Here is an 18,851-nt window from a genome sequence, read left to right on the forward strand (position 1 = left end):
AGCGACGCACCGGTGCAGACGGGGTGAGCGTAAACAAACCCACACTTTCGATGCCACCGGATTCGATATTGCCTGTGGAAAAACCTGTGGAAAAGTTGCCCTCTGTTTGTGGAAAACTTTACTCGATCGCCCGAAACAGCTTTTGCACAAAAAAAGGCGATCGACCGCACCAGTTTTTCCACAAGTTTTCCACAGGTATTTATTATCTATAAGTGACACGCAGCAAGCAGTTAGCTTTTTTTTCCACAGTTTCCACAGGGCGATCGATACAAAAATAATTCCATAAATTAAAAAATACTAGCGATCCCTGCACACCCAAAACACATAATTCGCGACGCGCACTAACCTCAGAAACCCGGTTTCTTGGAAGATTTCTCGTTTTTACAGGCAAAATTTTGCCTAGAAACCCGGTTTCTAGCCCCATGCTTAAGCCCTACACACAGAAAAACCGACCCGCCGGCTTTCTGTGATACCATTTGTTTCTGTTTCAAATCCGGTTAATTAACCTTCCTACAATGAAATTGGTTTGCACCCAAAGTGACCTCAACGCCAACCTCTCGTTGGTAAGTCGGGCCGTTCCCTCCCGCCCGACACATCCGGTACTAGCCAACGTGCTCTTAGTCGCGGATGAGGAAAATCAGCGGGTTAGCTTGACAGCTTTCGATCTCAGTTTAGGCATTCGTACCAGCTTCGCAGCAGAAGTGACTGGCGGTGGCAGTTTTACCATACCCGCTAAATTACTCAACGATATTGTTTCGAGACTCCCAGATGGAGAGATTACTCTAGAAGACGAAGCGGGAGACACCGTAGCATATCTCACTTGCAGTTCTGGCAGCTACCAAGTTAGAGGCATGGGCCCGGAAGAATTCCCAGAATTGCCCGCAATCGAAGCCGGAACAATCCTTAAATTGCCACCGGAAGCCTTGATAGAAGGACTCAAAGGAACTTTATTTGCTACTAGCCCCGACGAGGCAAAACAGGTACTTGCAGGCGTGCATTTAAAGGTATTGCAAGATTGCCTGGAATTTGCAGCTACAGACGGCCACAGATTGGCAGTAGTTCAAACTGCCAATGAAAAAGCTGAAGGCGAAGAAACCCAAGAAGAATTTGAGGTGACAGTCCCCGCTAAAGCATTGCGGGAAGTAGAAAGAATGCTGGTGATGCGCCAGTGGACTGAACCTGTCACCCTGCATTTTGAACACGGTCAAGTAGTGTTTGAATGGGCAGACCAGCGGCTGACAACCCGCACCTTGGAAGGGCAATATCCCGCATACCGGCAGTTGATTCCACCGTCTTTTGAGCGACAAATTACCTTAGAAAGGCGATCGTTCTTAGCAGCCGTAGAAAGAATAGCCGTTTTTGCAGACCAAAAAAACAATATTCTCAAATGCAGCATCGACGAGGAAAATCAGGAAATTACTTTGTCTGTAGATGCTAAAGATGTCGGCTGTGGCAAAGAGTCAATGCCCGCACAGATTTCGGGAGATAGCATCGATATTGCTTTCAACGTGAAATACTTAATTGACATTTTGAAAACTGCTCAATCCCCAGAAATTCAACTGCAATTAAACGGTGCTTTAGCCCCCGTAATTTTCCAGCCTTTGGGCGGAGTCAATGCTACATTCTTGGTAATGCCCGTGCAGCTTCGAGCGTAACGGATTGGTAGGGGCGGGTTTTACAAACAATCTCCGCCTAAAATTGCTCCTCTAATAAACCCGCCCCCGCTTGGGCGGTAAATCGATATCGACAAGTCGCCCAGGCATTCAAATCCATGGCAACAAAATTTCAAATTCAGTACCTGTACCGGGCGTAGAATGCAAATTTAACTTGCCTTTATGCTTTTCCGTAACAATTTGATGGGTAATTGCCAACCCCAAACCGGTACCTTTCCCCGCCGGTTTAGTGGTGAAAAATGTCTCAAAAATCCGCCGCTGAATTTCGGGCGGAATTCCCGGCCCGTTATCGGCAATTCGGATGGCTATCCAAGCGTTATTTTGATTTTTTTCCGCAGATTCTGGGCATAAGTCGCCGTTTTGGCTGGCGGATAATAGCTGTTTGGCATTTGGTCTATCGCCCCTAACATAATTTTGAATTAATTCCGAATTCACACAGTCTCCGTCACAACTTTCTATTACCTCGGTTTCAATAGTAATCGCAGGCATAAATTCTTTTTCTGCTTTTACCTCTTCCAAAGCGTCGATCGCATTACTGATGATATTCATAAATACCTGGCTCAACTGACCCGAATAACATTTTACCAAAGGCAAATCCCCATAGTTTTTAACTACTTTAAATCCGTACTTCAGACGATTTTTCATAATTAGCAGCGTACTGTCAATACATTCGTGAATGTTAGCTTGCTTCAAGTGGGCTTCGTCCATGTGAGAAAAGGTGTGCAGGCTGGTGACGAGTTCGGTCAGCCTCTGCGATGAAACTTTCATACTTTTGAGAATTTCCACCCAATCTTCTTGCAAAAAATCAAATTCTATGTGTTTTTTGAGTTTGTCAATTTTTTCGCTGTCACCCACAATCTCTTCGTAAGCCGACAGCAACTCCATGATGTCTTTCGAGTAGTTGGACAAAAACCCGATATTTCCGCTAATGCAGGTGACGGGATTTCTAATTTCGTGGGCAACTCCAGCTACCATCTGTCCCAAACTCGCTAGTTTTTCGGTTTGAATTAGTTGAGATTGAGTTTGCTGCCTCAGCAATTTTGTCGCTAGTTCGTGAATGTTGGATTGAGCTACTAACAGTTCGTGCACATCTAGCAAACTATAAGTTTGAGGCGACACTTGAACCACAATCGGTTCGTAAAGCAGTTCTTTCGATCGCAACAGCGACTTCCTGGCTGCATCCACGATTAAAGTATTGCTGGGAAAAATTAAACTCTCAGTTTCGGCAAAGCGGTACAAAGCCCTCACCGGTCGCTTTAAAAATAATTCTCGCCCAAAAGGACGGCTGATAAATTCTAAAAATCTCCGCCGGGAAATCATACCGGCAAATTCACCTTGATGGGTCACAATGACTCCCGGTAACAGCGGATTAGCTTCTAACATCTGAGAAATTCGTATTCCCCAATCCGTAGCTTCTACCTGAAAATCGTAAAGCGACAATTCTTGGAGAGTAGAGTCTAAACAAAGTTCTCCTAGGTCAGCCTCGGAGAGGGGTTGGACTGGTCTTTCTACGCAGGAGGTATTCAACATAAATTTATCAGCACGCTTTTTTTGGGGTTCTATTTGCCAGACATTCAGCTACCAAAGGTCAGCAGGTGAGTTGCTGAGTGGACAGACATCCCCCTGGCAAACTGCATTTTAAATTACACAAAAAACTGACTGTACCAAGGAAAATTTTACCACTTAAAGTATTAGGCAAGATTGAGGATCGCCGAGATAAATGCGCCCTTGTAATTATACCTGACTTTATTTTATACTGACTTGAGCGGTATTAACGCTTGTTTCTACTATTTAACTATTCATTAATCTTAGGTAGTTGTCTTAACCTTTTGTTAATAAAATATTAGGCTGAGAAATATAAGTGATTGATAATAGAAGAAAATCGGAATTGCCCGATCGCCAACACGATGCAGCCCGTCAGCAGACAATTTAAAAGCAGTAAGTCGGGGGGTGACGCCCCGGAATTTTAGCTGGCTATCGCGAGGGCGTCCCGCCCTCGCCCGTGCTAAGGCATTTGAGGCGATTTTATCCCATATCCCCGATCCGGTACTCGCAACCCTCCGTAACGCTCAGCCAGCTACACACCTGCCAGTGCGTCCCCTAGAAGTTTGTCGTGAAAACAATTATTTTTACCCGAAATATCTATCAAATCGGCGACGGTTCGCAGAGTCAATCGATTTTAGATTTTAGATTTTAGATTTTAGAATTGAAGCATTGACCCCAGGGATAAATTCGGGGGCTTGTATCCTGGATAATTTCGGTCAATTATTGATTGGCTGTACGAGGCGGATATGAATAGAAGTTCATTCAAATTAAAACAAGTTTAACCATTCCCAATCATTCAAGGCATCAGCATTGATTAAATTAGAAGCTCTACAAATTTCCGCAAAAAAAAGACAAAATAAAATTAACGGGATCTTAACTTAGTGCTATGCTTTGGTATGATCTACAAGGAGTTCTACCAAAGACGTATAGCTAAATAGCAATCTACCAGTAGGTGATCGATGCAACCCGCCCTGACAAATCAGTTAAATAATGCTTTCACCCTGTTTCTCAGCTTGTTAGTAGAAGCAATACCTTTTCTGCTGCTCGGAGTTTTATTTTCAGGTTTGCTGCTGGGGTTTGTAGACGAACGCAAACTCGTATCGCGCATCCCGCGAAACCCGCTGCTGGCGGCTTTGATGGGCAGTTCGATCGGCTTTTTGTTTCCCGTGTGCGAGTGCGGTAACGTGCCCGTAGCCCGCAGGTTACTGATGCAGGGAGTACCCGCACCAGCCGCGATCGGCTTTTTGCTGGCGGCCCCCACCATCAACCCCGTGGTAATTTGGGCTACTTGGACGGCATTTCGGGATCAGCCAGAAATTGTAGTTTTTCGGGTGGTATTTTCTCTGTCTATAGCCACAATTATCGGCTGGGTGTTCAGCGCCCAAAAAGACTTGCGGCCTCTGCTGCAACCCTCTGTAGCCCGTGCGATTCCTCTGCCAAAACCAGAGTTTTCCGAAAAAGAACTCGTCCAAGCTAACACTCCGCTGCTGTTGCAGTCGGGAACATTTATGCTCGGTCAGCCGGGGGGGGTGGTGCCGATCGAATCTTTGCTACAAGACAACTGGAAGCCATTACAAACAGGCAAAACAGAAAAAACCTCGAAACTTTCCTCAATGTTCCACCCCGTTTCTAAAGAGCGTCTGCGCCTGCTTTTAGATACTATGGTACAGGAGTTGCGCGAATTAGGAGGAGTGTTGGTAATCGGAAGTGCGATCGCAGCCATCATTCAAGTTGGCGCCCCCCGCGAACTAATTCTCAACCTCGGCCAAGGCCCCGTTTCCTCGATTCTAGCCATGCTGCTATTAGCGGCAGTCGTATCGATTTGTTCTACAGTAGATGCCTTTTTTGCCCTGTCTTTTGCTTCCACATTTACCAGCGGTTCGCTGTTAGCCTTTCTCGTTTTCGGCCCGATGATTGACCTCAAAGGTATCGGTTTAATGCTGTCAATTTTCAAAGGTAGAGCCGTAGTTTACTTAATTGTATTAGCAGCTCAGTTAACCTTTTTAATGACCCTTTCTATTAACTTGCATTTAGGTTAATAAACTAGCTCAAACAGACAACTCATACGATGATTTTCGCTGGGCTATTTTCAATTACCTTGCTCCCCGACACAGAAGTCACCGATATACGGATAGTTTTTTTTCTTTTCCTTCTACCCTCTTCCTTCCCAGTCACTCTTAAAAAATGAATTTAAAAAAAATTAGCCCCTGGCTGGATGCCCTAGCTATCTTAGCCTGGGGAATATTGCTCCTCAAATATTGGATCACGGGCAAATTAAGCATTCTCATTCACCCCAATTACTTTGGCTTGACTCTAGCAGGAGGAATCGGCTTAATAGTTATTGGCGGTTTAAAAACTTGGGAACTCTTAAAACTCGATCGCACCACAAAGCAATCGCGGACATCAACAGCAAATAACTCTCTCAGAATCACAGAAGTTGAACACGTTACTTTGTTTCCCCCCAGTATCGGCAGCACCTTAATGTTGAGCGTCGCATTAATAGGTTTACTAATAACGCCACGCACATTTACCAGCCAGACAGCTTTAGAACGGGGCCTCACCGAAGCCCTGCCCATCACCAGACTGCAACCCCAAGAATTTCGCAATACTACCAAACCAGAAAATCGATCGCTCGTCGAATGGGTGCGGCTGTTAAATTTCAACCCCGAACCGGATACATACAGAGGTCAAAAAGTCAAAGTTCAAGGATTTGTAATTCACCCCCCCAACATAGCCGAACAATATATGTGGCTCGGGCGTTTTATCATTACCTGCTGCGCGGCAGACGCCTATCCGATCGGGTTGCCTGTAAAACTACCGATCGGTCAAAGCCGCGCCGCCTTTGCCCCAGACAGTTGGCTAGAAATAGAAGGAGAAACGATCGTAGAAGAACTGCAAGGCAAGCGCAAATTAACCATTCAAGCATCCTCCCTCAAACCAATTCCTGAACCAAAAAACCCTTATGATTATTAGATGTGGAATAAGTATCAGATTAAATTTTACCTTGATTGCGAGATCGACAGTCCAGAACCGTCCTGCGTATACAAATTAAGATACTGTACAGTCAGCGATCAAACTTGCAAAAGCATCCTGTAGTAGTTGCCAAAAGTAAATTCAGCAACTACACTCGTCATTAGTAAATAAATTCTGAGTATATGTCAGCAGAAAAAAAATTAGCTATCAAAGGTGCGGCCTGGACGATCGCCAGTTATGCAAGCAGTCAAATTATCCGATTTGGCAGTAACTTAATCCTGACGCGTCTGCTTTTACCCGAACTATTTGGTCTCGTAGGTCTAACCTACGTTTTCATCATAGGGATCAACTTATTTTCAGACATAGGTCTAGGCCCAAGCATCATCCAGAATAAGCGCGGGGAAGATCCTCAATTTCTCAACACCGCTTGGACACTGCAAGTCATTCGCAGCTTTTTCGTTTGGATTTGTTTGATTATAATTACCCAGCCTGTTGCGAGTTTTTATGGAGATACCCGTCTGGAGTGGTTGATTCCAGTAATAGGTATAAATTCCTTAATAGGAGGCTTTAAATCCACTGCCACATCCAGCCTAGAACGCAAAATGGCAGTGAAGAAAGTAGTAATTTTTGAGTTGGGCCAACAGATTTTTTCTACTACAGTAATGATTGTCTGGGCCTGGTTCGATCGCAGCGTCTGGGCGATCGTTGCAGGCGGCTTGAGTGGAGCTTTAATAGAGTTAGTATGGAGCCATTTTTTGATTCCCGGCAAGTCAAACCGCTTTGCTTGGGATAAAGAAGCAGTTAAAGAAATATTTTCTTATGGAAAATGGATATTTCTGTCTACGGCTTTGTATTTCTTGTGTTCTCAAGCCGATAGACTCATCCTGGGGAAAATATTTACTTTAACAACCTTGGGCATTTACGGCATCGCTTTTACTCTCGGCGATATGCCGCGCCAAGTCATCATCGCCATTAGCGGCCGGGTCATTTTTCCCTCGATTTCTATGCTGGCAGAGTTGCCGCGGGAGGAGTTGCGCGCGAAGATACTTAAGAACCGCAAGTTAATTCTAATACCATTAGCCGTAGGTTTAGCAATTTTTGTGAGCTTCGGAGATCAGTTAATTTTAACACTGTATCGGAAAGAGTATGAGGCGGCATCTTGGATGATGCCTATCTTGGCTTTAGGTATCTGGCACACCACCCTCTACAATCTGATGGGTTCTTGTCTGTTAGCCGTAGGAAAGTCTCAGTACCAAGCTATGGGAAATCTGCTGACTTTTGTGAATCTATGTATAAGTATACCGCTGGGATATCACTTAAAAGGTAATTTAGGTGCCGTGATTGCTGTAGCTCTAGGCGACCTTCCTACCTACGCAGTAACTAACTACGGTTTGTGGAAAGAAGGACTAACTTGTTTTTGGCAGGATATTCAATTAACAGCACTGTTTTTAGGGGTGCTGGCAACTCTAATTTCATGTAGAGTGGCTTTTGGTTTGGATCTGCCGATAGATAAAATATCACCGATGGATTTAATCCCCATCAATCAACTGTTTCAGTAAACAAACCTGTTGAAACTGCAGCGTGTCCCACCTAATTAATATCTTAAGTTTCATTCAGTCCTGGAGGCACCACAAGTTTCAAAAACTAGGTTTGTTACGGGAACTAACTCGTTGCAGCCATTTACTGTGGTAAAAAAATGGCTGGGTGAGTGTTAGGAATGGGCCCATAAGTGTAAAATTTAATAGGGAAAATTTGGTAGTTAATTTTCAGCAGAAAGTAGGAGAGAAAGATTGGTGAGTATTTTTAAGAAAAAAATTAATCCTTCACCCTTCGCTATTGGGCCATTCAAACAGCCGATCGACCGCACGGCCATCATCCTCATGCTAGTGCTGAGCTTCTTAATCGGGCTGCTGCTGCTGAGCGGCGATCGCACAGCACCCAGAGTGCGAGAATTTACCTGGGAAAACAAACAAATCGGCGCCGAAGATACCGGCTTTATCCTCACATTCTTTCGGCCGATGAACCAGCCCACCGTCGAGGAAAACTTAAAGCTAGAACCCCCCCTCCCCGGTAAATTTAGTTGGGCTGGAAGGCGCATGGCTTACACCCTCAAAGATCCAGCACCCTACGGCGTTACCTACACATTAAAACTCGCCGGAGCAACCGACAAGTATTTCGGAGAAAAAAACCAAAATAAAGGAACGCTAATGCAACCGTTTAGCAGTTCCTTTCGCAGCCGCGATCGAGCTTTTGCTTACATCGGTGTCCAAGGCGAAACAGAAAGCAGATTAATGCTAGTCAATCTCACCAGCAGCGACTCGAAACCAATACCGCTGACTCCCAAAGATTTAGTTGTCACCGATTTTAAACCATATCCCGACAGCGATCGCATTTTATTCTCCGCCACAGATCGATCTATCGCCCGTACTCGCGGCACCCTCAATCAAGAACTCTTCACAGTCACCACCGGCCTCAACCCCCAATCAGGCTCAGGAAATCAACCAAAATACCCAGCCGGTAGAATCGACAAAATCTTAGACTCCAAAGATTACCAAAACCTCAAATTCGACCTCTCAGCCGACGGAAAAATCATAGTTGTCCAGCGCGTCAACCGCCGCAATCCCGGCGATTTCAGTCCTTGGATTGTGGAAGAAAAAGTGCCGCCCAGACCATTGGAAAATGAACAAGGCGGAGATTTTATGATTCGCCCCGATAGCATATCGATGGTAATATCTCAAAAACAAGGATTAGCGATCGTCCCCCTCAAACCCGAAGCAGATCCAGTCGAATTTTTGCCAAAATACGAACAAGTATTGGGGATGGCCCGCGACAACTCGGCCGCCGCCTATGTTAAATACAACAGCGATTTTACTCGATCGCTTTTCATCTTAGATAACCAAGGTGTAGAACAAGAAATATTGCGTATTCCCGGCAGCATTATGGCTGTTTATTTCGATCCCCGCAAAAACGAAGACAACCAAGTTCAGCGTCTCTACTGTTTGTTAGCCCAACGCCTCAAAACAGAAAGCTACAAAGAACAGCCTTTCATCGCCACCATCGACCTCAAAAAAGAGGGTACTCGTTTGGTAGGAACCATCAAACCGCTGCTGATTTTGCCCAACCAATTAGATACCCAAATCAGTTTATCTCCCGACGGACTGGCATTAATTTTCGACCAATCAGTCACAGCAGCAACTCCCTCAGCAGCAGACAGTCCCCGCAACGATAGTGGACAGTCGATCGCCACCAGCCGCCTCTGGCTGCTACCCTTAGTAGAAATACCCGCAGACGGTTCTCCCGCCAAACTACAGCCAGAAGAACTTCCCTTTGCCGGCTATCACCCCCGCTGGCTACCATAAACCAATTTTAGATTTTAGATTTTAGATTTTAGATTGACCGATATTGGTAAATATCGATAGGGTAAGGTGCACGCCTAAACACCAAGCGTTGAAATGTGCTCGGTATACATCCTACTTTTACTAAATCCATTTGAGATTAGAGATTAGAGATGGAGTTGATACTATGCGATACTGGTAAATACGACAAATTTTGACACCTAAAATCTAAAATCTAAAATCTAAAATCATTATGACTCCCGAAGAAATTAGCAATACCCTTAAAGACTTATTTGGTGAGAGTGTTGAGATGCCTGCTGCCACTTCTTGGCAAGTAGAAACCCCCAATTTTCGCCTGTTAGTCCTCCTTTCAGAAGACGGGAGTTGGCTGCGGATTTTGCTGCCGATCGCCGATGCCCAGGAAGCTCAACCATTTCTTGATAAACTGCTAGAAGCTAACTTTGACACCACCCTCGAAACTCGCTACGCCTTACATCAAAACGTTTTGTGGGGAGTATTTCAGCACAGCCCGGCCACACTCGCAGCCTCCGATTTCTCAGCCGCCGTCGCCAGACTGCTGGCTTTGCAAGAGAGAGGTTTGTCTGACTTTTTCGACGGTTTGATAGAAAGCCGCATCCGTCAAATCATCAAAGCTGCGAAGATGCAGGGACAGTCTGTGGAAACTACCCTTCAGACTTTAGACCGTTTTTACGCAGAGGGATTGATGGGTGAAATGGAACTAGGCCGAGAGTCTCGCGAAAACACTCTTGCCGCTTGGCGGTATCAGCTAGAACGCCTCTGGCCGGAGGTGGAACCCTAAGAGAATTGGAGATTGCTGATTGGAGATTGCAGATTGCAAAAAACTGATGACTGTCGAGGTTCGGAAGTTGCCTAAAGTTGCATTTCTTTTGAGTGGAATAGCAACAGCCAATACGGTTAGGATGTTCTTAATTCCACAAACCCTTGCGGAACATTGCTTCTTCCTTCTCTCCTAGATAACTAAAGCCTTCTATCCGTTACATTCAGTTACATCTCACATCTTGCACCATTCTCGCTTAACAGGCTTTCGGGCCTGTTCTGTCAAAGAGTGAATTTTCTTGTGGAACAGGCCGAAAAGCCTGTTCATAAAAAGCTTGTTGAGAATGGTGCAACATCTCAGTTACATCCGAAGAAAGCGAATCCGTTGCCGAACTTCCTTTGGCCTGGGCCCCAGTCTGGACAGTTGCAGCCTCAAGCCCCTTGGACGATGGCTAATCCGGGCCCTCGAACCCTTGAAGGATGCCCGTATATTCACTGATAACCCGCTCGCGGTTCTCCAATTCCCTTCGATAACTGGAAAAATGGTATAATTTATCACAATAATTAGTTATAAATATTAAAAATTTTCCGAAAACACCCGATCGCAGGTATATCATGGTAAAAAGTTTAAAGCGCCTACTCCGTAAGTTCCACAAAAGCTTCGATCGTTTAATATTGACTTAGAAACAAAATCTTTAGCAGATAATGCTACTGCGATCGGGTTTTCCCATCGGGTGCTGTTGTAATTTGACAAATTAGCAACTACCCGCTACCAATTACCCGTTATGAATTAATAGCAACTTAAGTTGTTCATGAATACAATTTTTAACAGGGGTTTCATCTATGTTTGCTGTGCGTGAGACTAGCTCGGAGTTATCAGTGTTGCATATACCTGAAATTTGTACTTGGAACATCTCCTTAGAATCAACTCTCCTAGACCTGCCACTTTACAACTGCCAAATTGAATTAACTCAACAGGCAAAAGAAGTAGCCCAGGCTTTTGAACAAAATTCCATGCTTCCCGGCGTCATTTTGACCGATCGGGGTAATTTTGTAGGCATAATATCCAGGCGTCAATTTTTTGAAAAAATTAACCGTCGCTACGGATTAGAAATGTTTTTCAAGCGACCGATAGAGGTATTGTACAGGTTTTCCAAACAAGATTTGCTGGTGGTTCCAGGCAGTAAATTAATAGTAGAAGCGGCTCAGGAATCTCTTTACAGGTCAGCAGAATTAGTTTACGAACCCGTAGTAGTGGAAATAGCCCCCCAGACCTACAAGCTGTTAGACGTACACCAATTAATGGTCGCTCAATCAAGAATTCACCAATTAACAAATAAGTTACTCCACAAACAAACCCAAGCCAAACTCATCCAAACAGAAAAAATGGCGAGTTTGGGCAGGATTGTAGCAGAAGTCGCCCACGAAATCAGAAATCCGCTGAACTGTATTTGGGGAAATTTAACTTTTCTGCTGTCCTATTTTGAAAACTTGCTACAGCTAATGTCGGTTTATGAAGAAGAATATTCGGCACCCTGTCCCCGAATTGATGCCCTTAAAAAGGAAATTGAATTTGATTTTTTACAAGAAGATTTGCCGATTACCTTAGAAGGGATGGAGTTGGGAGCCTCGCAATTGCTAAAAATAGTTAACGGGCTGCACCACTTCTCTCACATGGACGAGACAAAACCAGCCGAGACAGACATTCACGAATGCGTGGAGATGACGCTGTTAATTTTGAAAAACCGCTTTAAAAACAGCATAGAAGTGGTTAAAAATTACGGCGAACTGCCGCTAGTTAGCGGCTACTCCGGACAGTTGAGTCAGGTGTTTTTGAATTTGTTAGTTAATGCTCTAGACGCCCTGACAGAGTACGCAGCCGATCGAGAAATACACACCCCGTGCGGGGACAACTGGCAGCCCCAAATCGAAATTACCACTAAAGTTATAGAAACCGAACTCGGCAAGCGGGTGGCAATTTGCATTGCCGATAACGGGCCCGGCATTGCCCCAGAAAATCACCAGCAGATATTTGACACCTTTTTTACCACTAAACCAGCAGGCAAAGGCAGCGGTATGGGGCTGGCTATCTGCAATCAAATCGTCACAGAAAAGCACGGGGGCCAACTCAAATTGCGATCGCAACCAGGTAAGAATACTGAATTTGAAATTCTCCTGCCTATAGTTGGCACAACATGATCAACTCCAGAATATTCTGGGTTGTTCGCTCAGAAAAGTGAAATGATAGGGTAGCTTAGTAGTAGGTTCTCATTTCAATTTCCCAGCGTTTCGGCAACTAAAAGTTCCAGTGGCAAATAAATTCAGTTCCAAACTCCTTGGCCCTTCACTCTCCGAAGGCAGCCATCAAGACCTTTCCCTAGAGTCTACACTCTGGGATTTGCCCCTGTATGACTTTCAGGTTAAATCGAGCTGCTTAGCCGTGGCAGTTGCCGAAATGTTTGAACAGCATCCCCTAGTGCCGGGAGTCGTGTTGATGGAAGCAGAAGAGTTTGCTGGCATGATATCCCGCAGGCAACTGCTGGAATATTTGCTCAAACCCCAAGGCCCAGAGCTATTTTTGCACCTGCCGCTGAAAGTTCTCTACAGTTACGCTCGCCTCGAAATATTATTGCTCGCAGAGAGTACAACCATTTTGGCAGCAGCCCCACAAGCTCTGCGTCGATCGCCCGAATTGCAGGCAGAACCGATCGTCGTCCAAATAGACTCCCAATCTTACCGCCTCTTAGACCCTAACGCACTAAACATCGCGTACTGGCAAATTCGCGGCATAGAAACTCAAGTCCGCTACGAAAGAGCCCAAACTCAAATGATTCAAAGCGAAAAAATGGCTAGTTTAGGGCGTTTAGTCAACGGAGTAGCCCACGAAATTTTAGATCCGGTAGGCTTTATCTGGGGGAATTTAACCTACGTCACCGACTACAGCAAAAACTTGATGGAATTGCTCTCAGCTTACGACGCGCACTGTACCGAACCCCCGCCGGAAATAGCACGGCTCAAAGAAGAGATAGACTATGACTTTTTGCAAAACGATTTTCTCCGAACTGTTGCCAGCATCAAATCAGGCGCAGAACGTTTGAGCAAGTTAGCAACCAGTTTGCAGAACTTCTGCCACATCGACGATATTTATCCCAAACCCACCGACTTGCACGCCAACATAGACAGCATACTTTTGCTGCTCAAAAGTCGTTTGACTAGGGAAATCCAAGTAGTGAAAAACTACGGCTACCTGCCACCAGTGCCGTGCTATGCAGGACAGCTAAACCAAGTATTTATGAATATCTTGACCAATGCTATTCATACATTAATTAATGAAGCAGTCGGTCAAGAATTGGCAAAAGAGTTCAAAGGTGGAGGAGTCAGAGACGCCGATCGCCAGCCTAAAATTGAAATCACCACTCAAGTCTGCTGTCCCGAACCTGCGCCGGATTTAGATAAACTTCATGTTCGCTGGGTGTCGATTTGCATAGCCGATAACGGGCCAGGAATGTCACCTAGCAAGTACAAAAAAATCATAGAATCATTCTCTACGGAAAAACGCGCCCTCAAAGAAACCAGTTTAGCGGTTAGCTATCAAATAGTGACGGGCAAACACGGCGGTGCATTCAGAATGCGATCGGAGTTAGGCAGAGGCACTGAATTTGAAATTTTGTTACCCTTAGCTTAAAGAAGGAAAGCACTACACGGATTTTGACACGGATACACGGATGAATTATCTAGGGTGAGGCAGTAGTCAACAGTCAACAGTCAACAGTCAACAGTCAACAGTCAACAGTCAACCATTATCTAACTGAGTACCGCACATTTTACAAAATCTAGCATTAGCATCGTGTACAGACCAACCGCAACTTTTACAAACAGCTTCTCCGTGATTAGCACTTTTAACTAAGTGTTTAATCAAATCCCCCAATTGCCAAGGAATCAGAGCAATTCCCGTCAAAATCATCAAAATAGTCAAAAAACGGCCGGATTCCGAAATCGGAGTAACATCGCCAAATCCCACCGTGGTCATCGTGACAACCGAGAAATAAACAGCATCCAAAAAAGTTCCAAAACTTTCGGGATTTGCCGGATGTTCGACTTGATAAATTAAACCAGAATAAACAAAAATTATTGCCAGCAAAGTAAACAAAATCCGAGCAAAAATCACGCCATCTTCGCTGCTGATGCGGAAAATAGAAATTTTTAATTCCAGAAAGCGGATGAGTCGGAGAATTCTAAACCAGCGAAAAATTCGGATAAAACTGACGTTGACAAATCCCAGTAAAAATGGTAATATTGCCAGCAAATCAATAATTGAAAAAAAACTAAAAATAAATTTAACTCGATTTTCGGCACACCATAGTCGCAATAAATACTCAAACACAAAAACAACTAAAAGCGCTGTATCGAGAGTTTGCAAATTAATTCTGACAGTTTCCGAAATCGGGTAAGTTTCGGCGATGAAGCTGGTCGAAGATAGGAGAATTAGTCCGGTAAGAGTTAAATTGACGGTTCTGCCAATTGGGGTTTCGATGTCTTCGAGATAAAATCCAATTTGCGATCGGGTTAACATAGATGAGATAATTAATACCATTTATGAGGTAAGGGAATTATCGCATATGAGTATCGAATTAACGAAGGGTGAAAGGTTCAATCTTTCTAAAGAAACTCCTAATTTCAGTAAAATTGCGATCGCCCTGGGTTGGCAAGTCAGCCAGACAGCACAAAACTGCGACATTGACGCATCTGTTTTTATGTTAGCGGCGGACGGTCGGATTCCTGATGAAAAGTATTTTGTGTTTTACAACAATTTGACATCGCCGGACGGTGCGGTGCGGCATTCGGGAGACAACAGGAATGGACAAATAGACGGAGATGATGAGACGGTTTATGTGGATTTGAGTAAAATCAATTCGGCTATTCAGGAAATTGTGTTTGTTGTGACTCTTCACGAGGGACAGGAAAAGAATCAAAGTTTTAGTCAAGTTACAAATGCTTTTATCAGGCTTTACAATTCAGAGAATCTTGGCGAGTTGGTTCGGTACAATTTAAATCAGATTTTTTCCCAAGAAACGGCTTTAGAATTTGGACGTTTGTATAAGAAGAATGGCGAATGGAGGTTTCAGGCGGTAGGACAGGGATATAATGCTGGGTTGCAAAGTTTTGTAGATAAGTATTATGTTGAGAATGCGGTTGAGAAAAGCTCGAATGCTGGTGAGAAGGTTGATGATGCTGAGGTTGTGAGGCGGTTTAGCGATCGGGTGGATCGGTTATTGCGCGAAGAGGCGATCGAGGAGACACCGATTCCAGTATCTAGCGCAGCAGTAGAACAGCCAGTTGCTACTTCTGTGAATGCGGATACTGTGGAATCTGATGCTGACAAAATAACTGATGATTCTAGTCAAAAAAGTCAAGAATCTGCTGTTACTGCTGAGGAATTTTGGAAACGGTATAAAGACGGAGAACGCGACTTTACAGGGATTAACCTAGCGGGAGTGGATCTAAGTGGCAAAACTCTCGACTCTAATGTCAGTTTAAGTCAAGCAAACCTGAGCAGTGCCAATCTAGCAAATGCCAAATTGACTGGCGTAAATTTGATTGGAGCTAACTTGCAATGTGCAAATTTGAACTCAACAAATTTGCAAAATGCTGATTTGATTGAAGTTAATTTAAGTGGCGCTAACTTAACCAAGGTAATATTGTATTCCGCAAGACTAATTCAGGCAAATTTTAGTCAAGCCAACTTAAGCGAAGCAAAGTTAGATAGCGCCAACCTGACTACAGCAAACTTCAGTAGAGCTAACTTAACTCAGGCAAGTCTAGGTGGCGCTAACTTAACAGGAGCCGATTTAAGTCAATCGAAGGTAACTAAAGTTAACCTTAGTGGTGCAAACCTTAGTGGTGTTAACTTAACAGGGGTAAGTTTGACTGGGGTAAACCTTCAAGGAGTGAACCTTAGTGGCATGAATTTGAGTGGGGTAAATTTGACAGGTACAAATCTAAGTTATGCCAAGTTGATTGGGATTAACTTAAGTGGAGCAAGTTTGAGTGGGGCAAACTGTTTAGGCGCTAACTTGGATGGTGCTAACCTCACAGGGGTAAATTTGATTGGGGTAAACTTACAGAGCGTCAATCTGAGCGGGCAAAACTTGAGTGGCTTTAATCTGTCTGGGGTTAACCTACACCGAGCAAACTTAAGTGAAGCAGACTTAAATTCTGCAAACTTGTGTGGGGCAAATTTGAGCTATGCAAACTTAGAGAAAACTAACCTCAAGGAAGCTAAACTGCTTGGAGCAAATCTGGACAAGGCAACACTCACAGGTGCAATTATGCCAGACGGCACAATTCACAAATAAATTCGATCGCCAATAGTAAACAGCAAGGTGGGCAATGTATTGGTGTGAGTTGAACCGAAAGTCCGCCAGGGAATGAATTCCCTGGCTAATAGCTTAAGTCCTCTGAAGAGGACTAATGAGTTCTTCAGTCCTCGACCGAGGACTTTTGCTATGAGGCAGGGAATAAATTCCCTGCCGGACTGAGGGAAATAGTGTTAAATTGACACCAAAGGTGTGCATCGCCCTCCATACAAATAGAGTATGATGAGTGTGAAAGATCAAATACATAGATTGTCGATGAATGAATCTGACACGGAAATTATAGAATCTACCCTCCGATGGATGACCGAGTTTGTCGAGTTACCGCATCCAATTTTCAGCGATTTACCAATTTGTCCTTTCGCTAAAAAAGCACGCTTGGCTAATCAAATTTTATTCAAAATCGAGCGGTTTTCAGCCATGACTGAGTTCGATCGCGATTCTGCCATAATGAAATCAATTTATGAATTTTACAATTCTGAATTTGAAATCATGGTAGTAATTAATCCCGAAAAAACTGCAATTAGTGCGCCCGAAACTAAAGAATTGATAGACAAATTGAATAATCAGATTTCAGAATTGGGCTTGCTGGCTTTTCACATCCATCCCGAAGAAGATTTTAATATTGACGGGCTTCATACTAGGAGGATGCCGTATCCGGGCTTCACTGTTCAAGTAAATTCTAAGCTGAAGCCAGCTTCCGATGCTTTAGAGAAAACTGAATATTACAAAAATTGGACTGCCGAACAACTAAAAAATTTCGGGATTCCGAGAAATTGACGATCGCCAACCCTCCCCGCGCATCTCTGTGCCATTACAATTAATTCAGCAAAAAATCTTTACACATAAGAAGTCATGCAGCTTAAGTCAACAACCCGCCATATTCGCATATACACCGCCATCCTCGAAGATAACGAACTCGTACCCAGCAACGACCTTTTGACCCTCGACATTGACCCAGATAACGAACTTAACTGGAATGACGAGTCAGTCAAAGAGGTATATGCCAAATTTGACCAACTCGTAGACGCTTACGAGGGCGAAGACTTGACCGAGTACAACCTCCGCCGCATCGGTTCGGAGTTGGAACACTTGGTACGATCGCTCTTACAAAAAGGTCAAATCAGCTACAATCTCAACAGCCGCGCTGTCAACTACAGCATGGGATTGCCTCAAGTTGATGCCAAAATTCACCTGTAAGGGCGATCCTCTTCGAGGGCTTCGCTAACGGGCGATCGGCATTTACAGCACTTTCCAGGTAAGTGAAGTACAGAGAAACCGGGTTTCTTGAATAAAACCGGTTTCTGGCGAGAAATCCAGAAGAAACCCGGTTTCTGGGGTGTACTTTATAAACCTGGAATCCGCTGTATGTCAACTTAAGATTGAAACCCATAATAAATGTCGCTTGTAGCTGAGTTTCGATCCCCCCTACTCCTCTTAATCACGGGAGTACCGCAGGGCGGTTTCATTTTCTTGTAGGGGTAGCACGGCCCCTACAAAATTCATGTTTTTGGTGAGAATGAAACCGCCCTGGGAGTACGGGGGGTTTAAAGCTGAAAATCTGCTTTTATTCTTCTTCCTGCTTGTTTCTGACTCCTGACTCCTGACTCCCGGCTTCTTCCTTCTTCTGACTTCGATCGGACTTCTCCCCCGCATCCTCAGCATCAACCGGAGAATTTGGAACGCGATCGCGTTCCAAAAACTGTTTAACTGCAAGTTGGCGGTTGCTCATAAACTGACCCCAAGCGCCGGGAAACATCCCATCCAAGGTTTCCACCAGCGCCCAAACCTCAAGATTCATCACTTTGTAATAGAAACTGTGAGAATGTTGAATGCTAGTGAGTATTTCGTCTATTTCAACAGCAGGCAGCCGCTTCGGATCGGGCAAATTCTTGGAAAAGGCGCTGGGTTCATGTGGGGCCATGGTTAAATACTCAACAGCTTGCAGAGGCCGGTCAGTCGATTTGAGATTTTAGATTTTAGATTTTAGATTGATTCCACAGATGAATCTGGGGGCTGGAACTAAATATCTAATTTTTTTGGCTTTCCACGACTCCTGTCGGGGGCTTGCGTCCATCAGTCGATTTGAGATTTTAGATTTTAGATTTTAGATTGATTCCACAGATGAATCTGGGGGCTGGAACTAAATATCT

At 44.3% G+C, this 18,851-nt stretch carries 15 protein-coding genes; 12 read left to right on the top strand and 3 right to left on the bottom strand.

Annotated elements, in window-relative coordinates; all coding sequences use genetic code 11:
- The first annotated feature begins 23 nt into the window (after window positions 1-23).
- Window positions 24-212, top strand: coding sequence for a hypothetical protein (locus tag QUB51_RS11810; RefSeq protein WP_333056771.1), 189 nt, complete (start codon window positions 24-26; stop codon window positions 210-212).
- A gap of 303 nt (window positions 213-515) precedes the next feature.
- Complete coding sequence (gene dnaN, locus QUB51_RS11815; protein WP_006632140.1) at window positions 516-1,655, top strand: DNA polymerase III subunit beta; 1,140 nt, start codon at window positions 516-518, stop codon at window positions 1,653-1,655.
- A gap of 108 nt (window positions 1,656-1,763) precedes the next feature.
- Here dnaN and QUB51_RS11820 read toward each other — a convergent pair whose 3' ends face one another.
- Window positions 1,764-3,203 carry an ATP-binding protein gene (locus QUB51_RS11820; protein ID WP_333056770.1) on the bottom strand — a complete coding sequence of 480 codons (1,440 nt, stop codon included), beginning with the start codon at window positions 3,201-3,203 and terminating at the stop codon, window positions 1,764-1,766.
- 974 nt (window positions 3,204-4,177) lie between these two features.
- Between QUB51_RS11820 and QUB51_RS11825 the strand changes: the two genes are divergently transcribed.
- The 7 genes from QUB51_RS11825 to QUB51_RS11855 all read left to right on the top strand — a co-directional run bounded on the left by QUB51_RS11825 (window position 4,178) and on the right by QUB51_RS11855 (window position 14,009).
- Entirely contained in the window at window positions 4,178-5,257 is a 1,080-nt protein-coding gene (locus tag QUB51_RS11825) for a permease (protein WP_333056769.1), read from the top strand.
- 145 nt (window positions 5,258-5,402) lie between these two features.
- Complete coding sequence (locus QUB51_RS11830) at window positions 5,403-6,191, top strand: TIGR03943 family putative permease subunit (RefSeq protein WP_333056768.1); 789 nt, start codon at window positions 5,403-5,405, stop codon at window positions 6,189-6,191.
- A 182-nt stretch (window positions 6,192-6,373) separates the two neighbouring features.
- Window positions 6,374-7,750 (top strand): oligosaccharide flippase family protein, encoded by a 1,377-nt coding sequence (locus QUB51_RS11835; RefSeq protein WP_333056767.1) that lies wholly within the window; start codon window positions 6,374-6,376, stop codon window positions 7,748-7,750.
- A gap of 234 nt (window positions 7,751-7,984) precedes the next feature.
- The gene (locus QUB51_RS11840) at window positions 7,985-9,550 is read left to right on the top strand and encodes a hypothetical protein (RefSeq protein ID WP_333056765.1); all 1,566 of its coding nucleotides are present in this window, start codon (window positions 7,985-7,987) and stop codon (window positions 9,548-9,550) included.
- Window positions 9,551-9,779: 229 nt separating this feature from the next.
- Window positions 9,780-10,346, top strand: coding sequence for a hypothetical protein (locus tag QUB51_RS11845; RefSeq protein ID WP_333056764.1), 567 nt, complete (start codon window positions 9,780-9,782; stop codon window positions 10,344-10,346).
- Window positions 10,347-11,167: 821 nt separating this feature from the next.
- A complete protein-coding gene (locus tag QUB51_RS11850; RefSeq protein WP_333056763.1) occupies window positions 11,168-12,523 on the top strand; it encodes an ATP-binding protein in 1,356 nt (451 codons plus the stop codon).
- Between the two features lie 109 nt (window positions 12,524-12,632).
- The gene (locus QUB51_RS11855; RefSeq protein ID WP_333056762.1) at window positions 12,633-14,009 is read left to right on the top strand and encodes an ATP-binding protein; all 1,377 of its coding nucleotides are present in this window, start codon (window positions 12,633-12,635) and stop codon (window positions 14,007-14,009) included.
- Window positions 14,010-14,117: 108 nt separating this feature from the next.
- On the opposite strand, the gene QUB51_RS11860 is transcribed toward QUB51_RS11855, so the two are convergent.
- Window positions 14,118-14,897 carry an ion transporter gene (locus QUB51_RS11860; RefSeq protein ID WP_333298187.1) on the bottom strand — a complete coding sequence of 260 codons (780 nt, stop codon included), beginning with the start codon at window positions 14,895-14,897 and terminating at the stop codon, window positions 14,118-14,120.
- 46 nt (window positions 14,898-14,943) lie between these two features.
- On the opposite strand from QUB51_RS11860, the gene QUB51_RS11865 reads away from it, so the two are divergent.
- From QUB51_RS11865 to QUB51_RS11875, 3 genes are all read left to right on the top strand, one after another.
- A complete protein-coding gene (locus tag QUB51_RS11865; protein ID WP_333209103.1) occupies window positions 14,944-16,680 on the top strand; it encodes a pentapeptide repeat-containing protein in 1,737 nt (578 codons plus the stop codon).
- A gap of 276 nt (window positions 16,681-16,956) precedes the next feature.
- Window positions 16,957-17,478 (top strand): hypothetical protein, encoded by a 522-nt coding sequence (locus QUB51_RS11870; RefSeq protein WP_333209101.1) that lies wholly within the window; start codon window positions 16,957-16,959, stop codon window positions 17,476-17,478.
- A gap of 75 nt (window positions 17,479-17,553) precedes the next feature.
- The gene (locus tag QUB51_RS11875) at window positions 17,554-17,898 is read left to right on the top strand and encodes an NAD(P)H-quinone oxidoreductase subunit M (RefSeq protein WP_333209099.1); all 345 of its coding nucleotides are present in this window, start codon (window positions 17,554-17,556) and stop codon (window positions 17,896-17,898) included.
- Between the two features lie 367 nt (window positions 17,899-18,265).
- Here QUB51_RS11875 and QUB51_RS11880 read toward each other — a convergent pair whose 3' ends face one another.
- On the bottom strand, window positions 18,266-18,622 hold the full coding sequence (locus tag QUB51_RS11880) for a hypothetical protein (protein ID WP_333056758.1): 357 nt from the start codon (window positions 18,620-18,622) through the stop codon (window positions 18,266-18,268).
- Window positions 18,623-18,851: the final 229 nt, after the last annotated feature.

The organism is Microcoleus sp. AT8-A3 (assembly GCF_036705675.1).
Lineage (GTDB): Bacteria > Cyanobacteriota > Cyanobacteriia > Cyanobacteriales > Microcoleaceae > Microcoleus.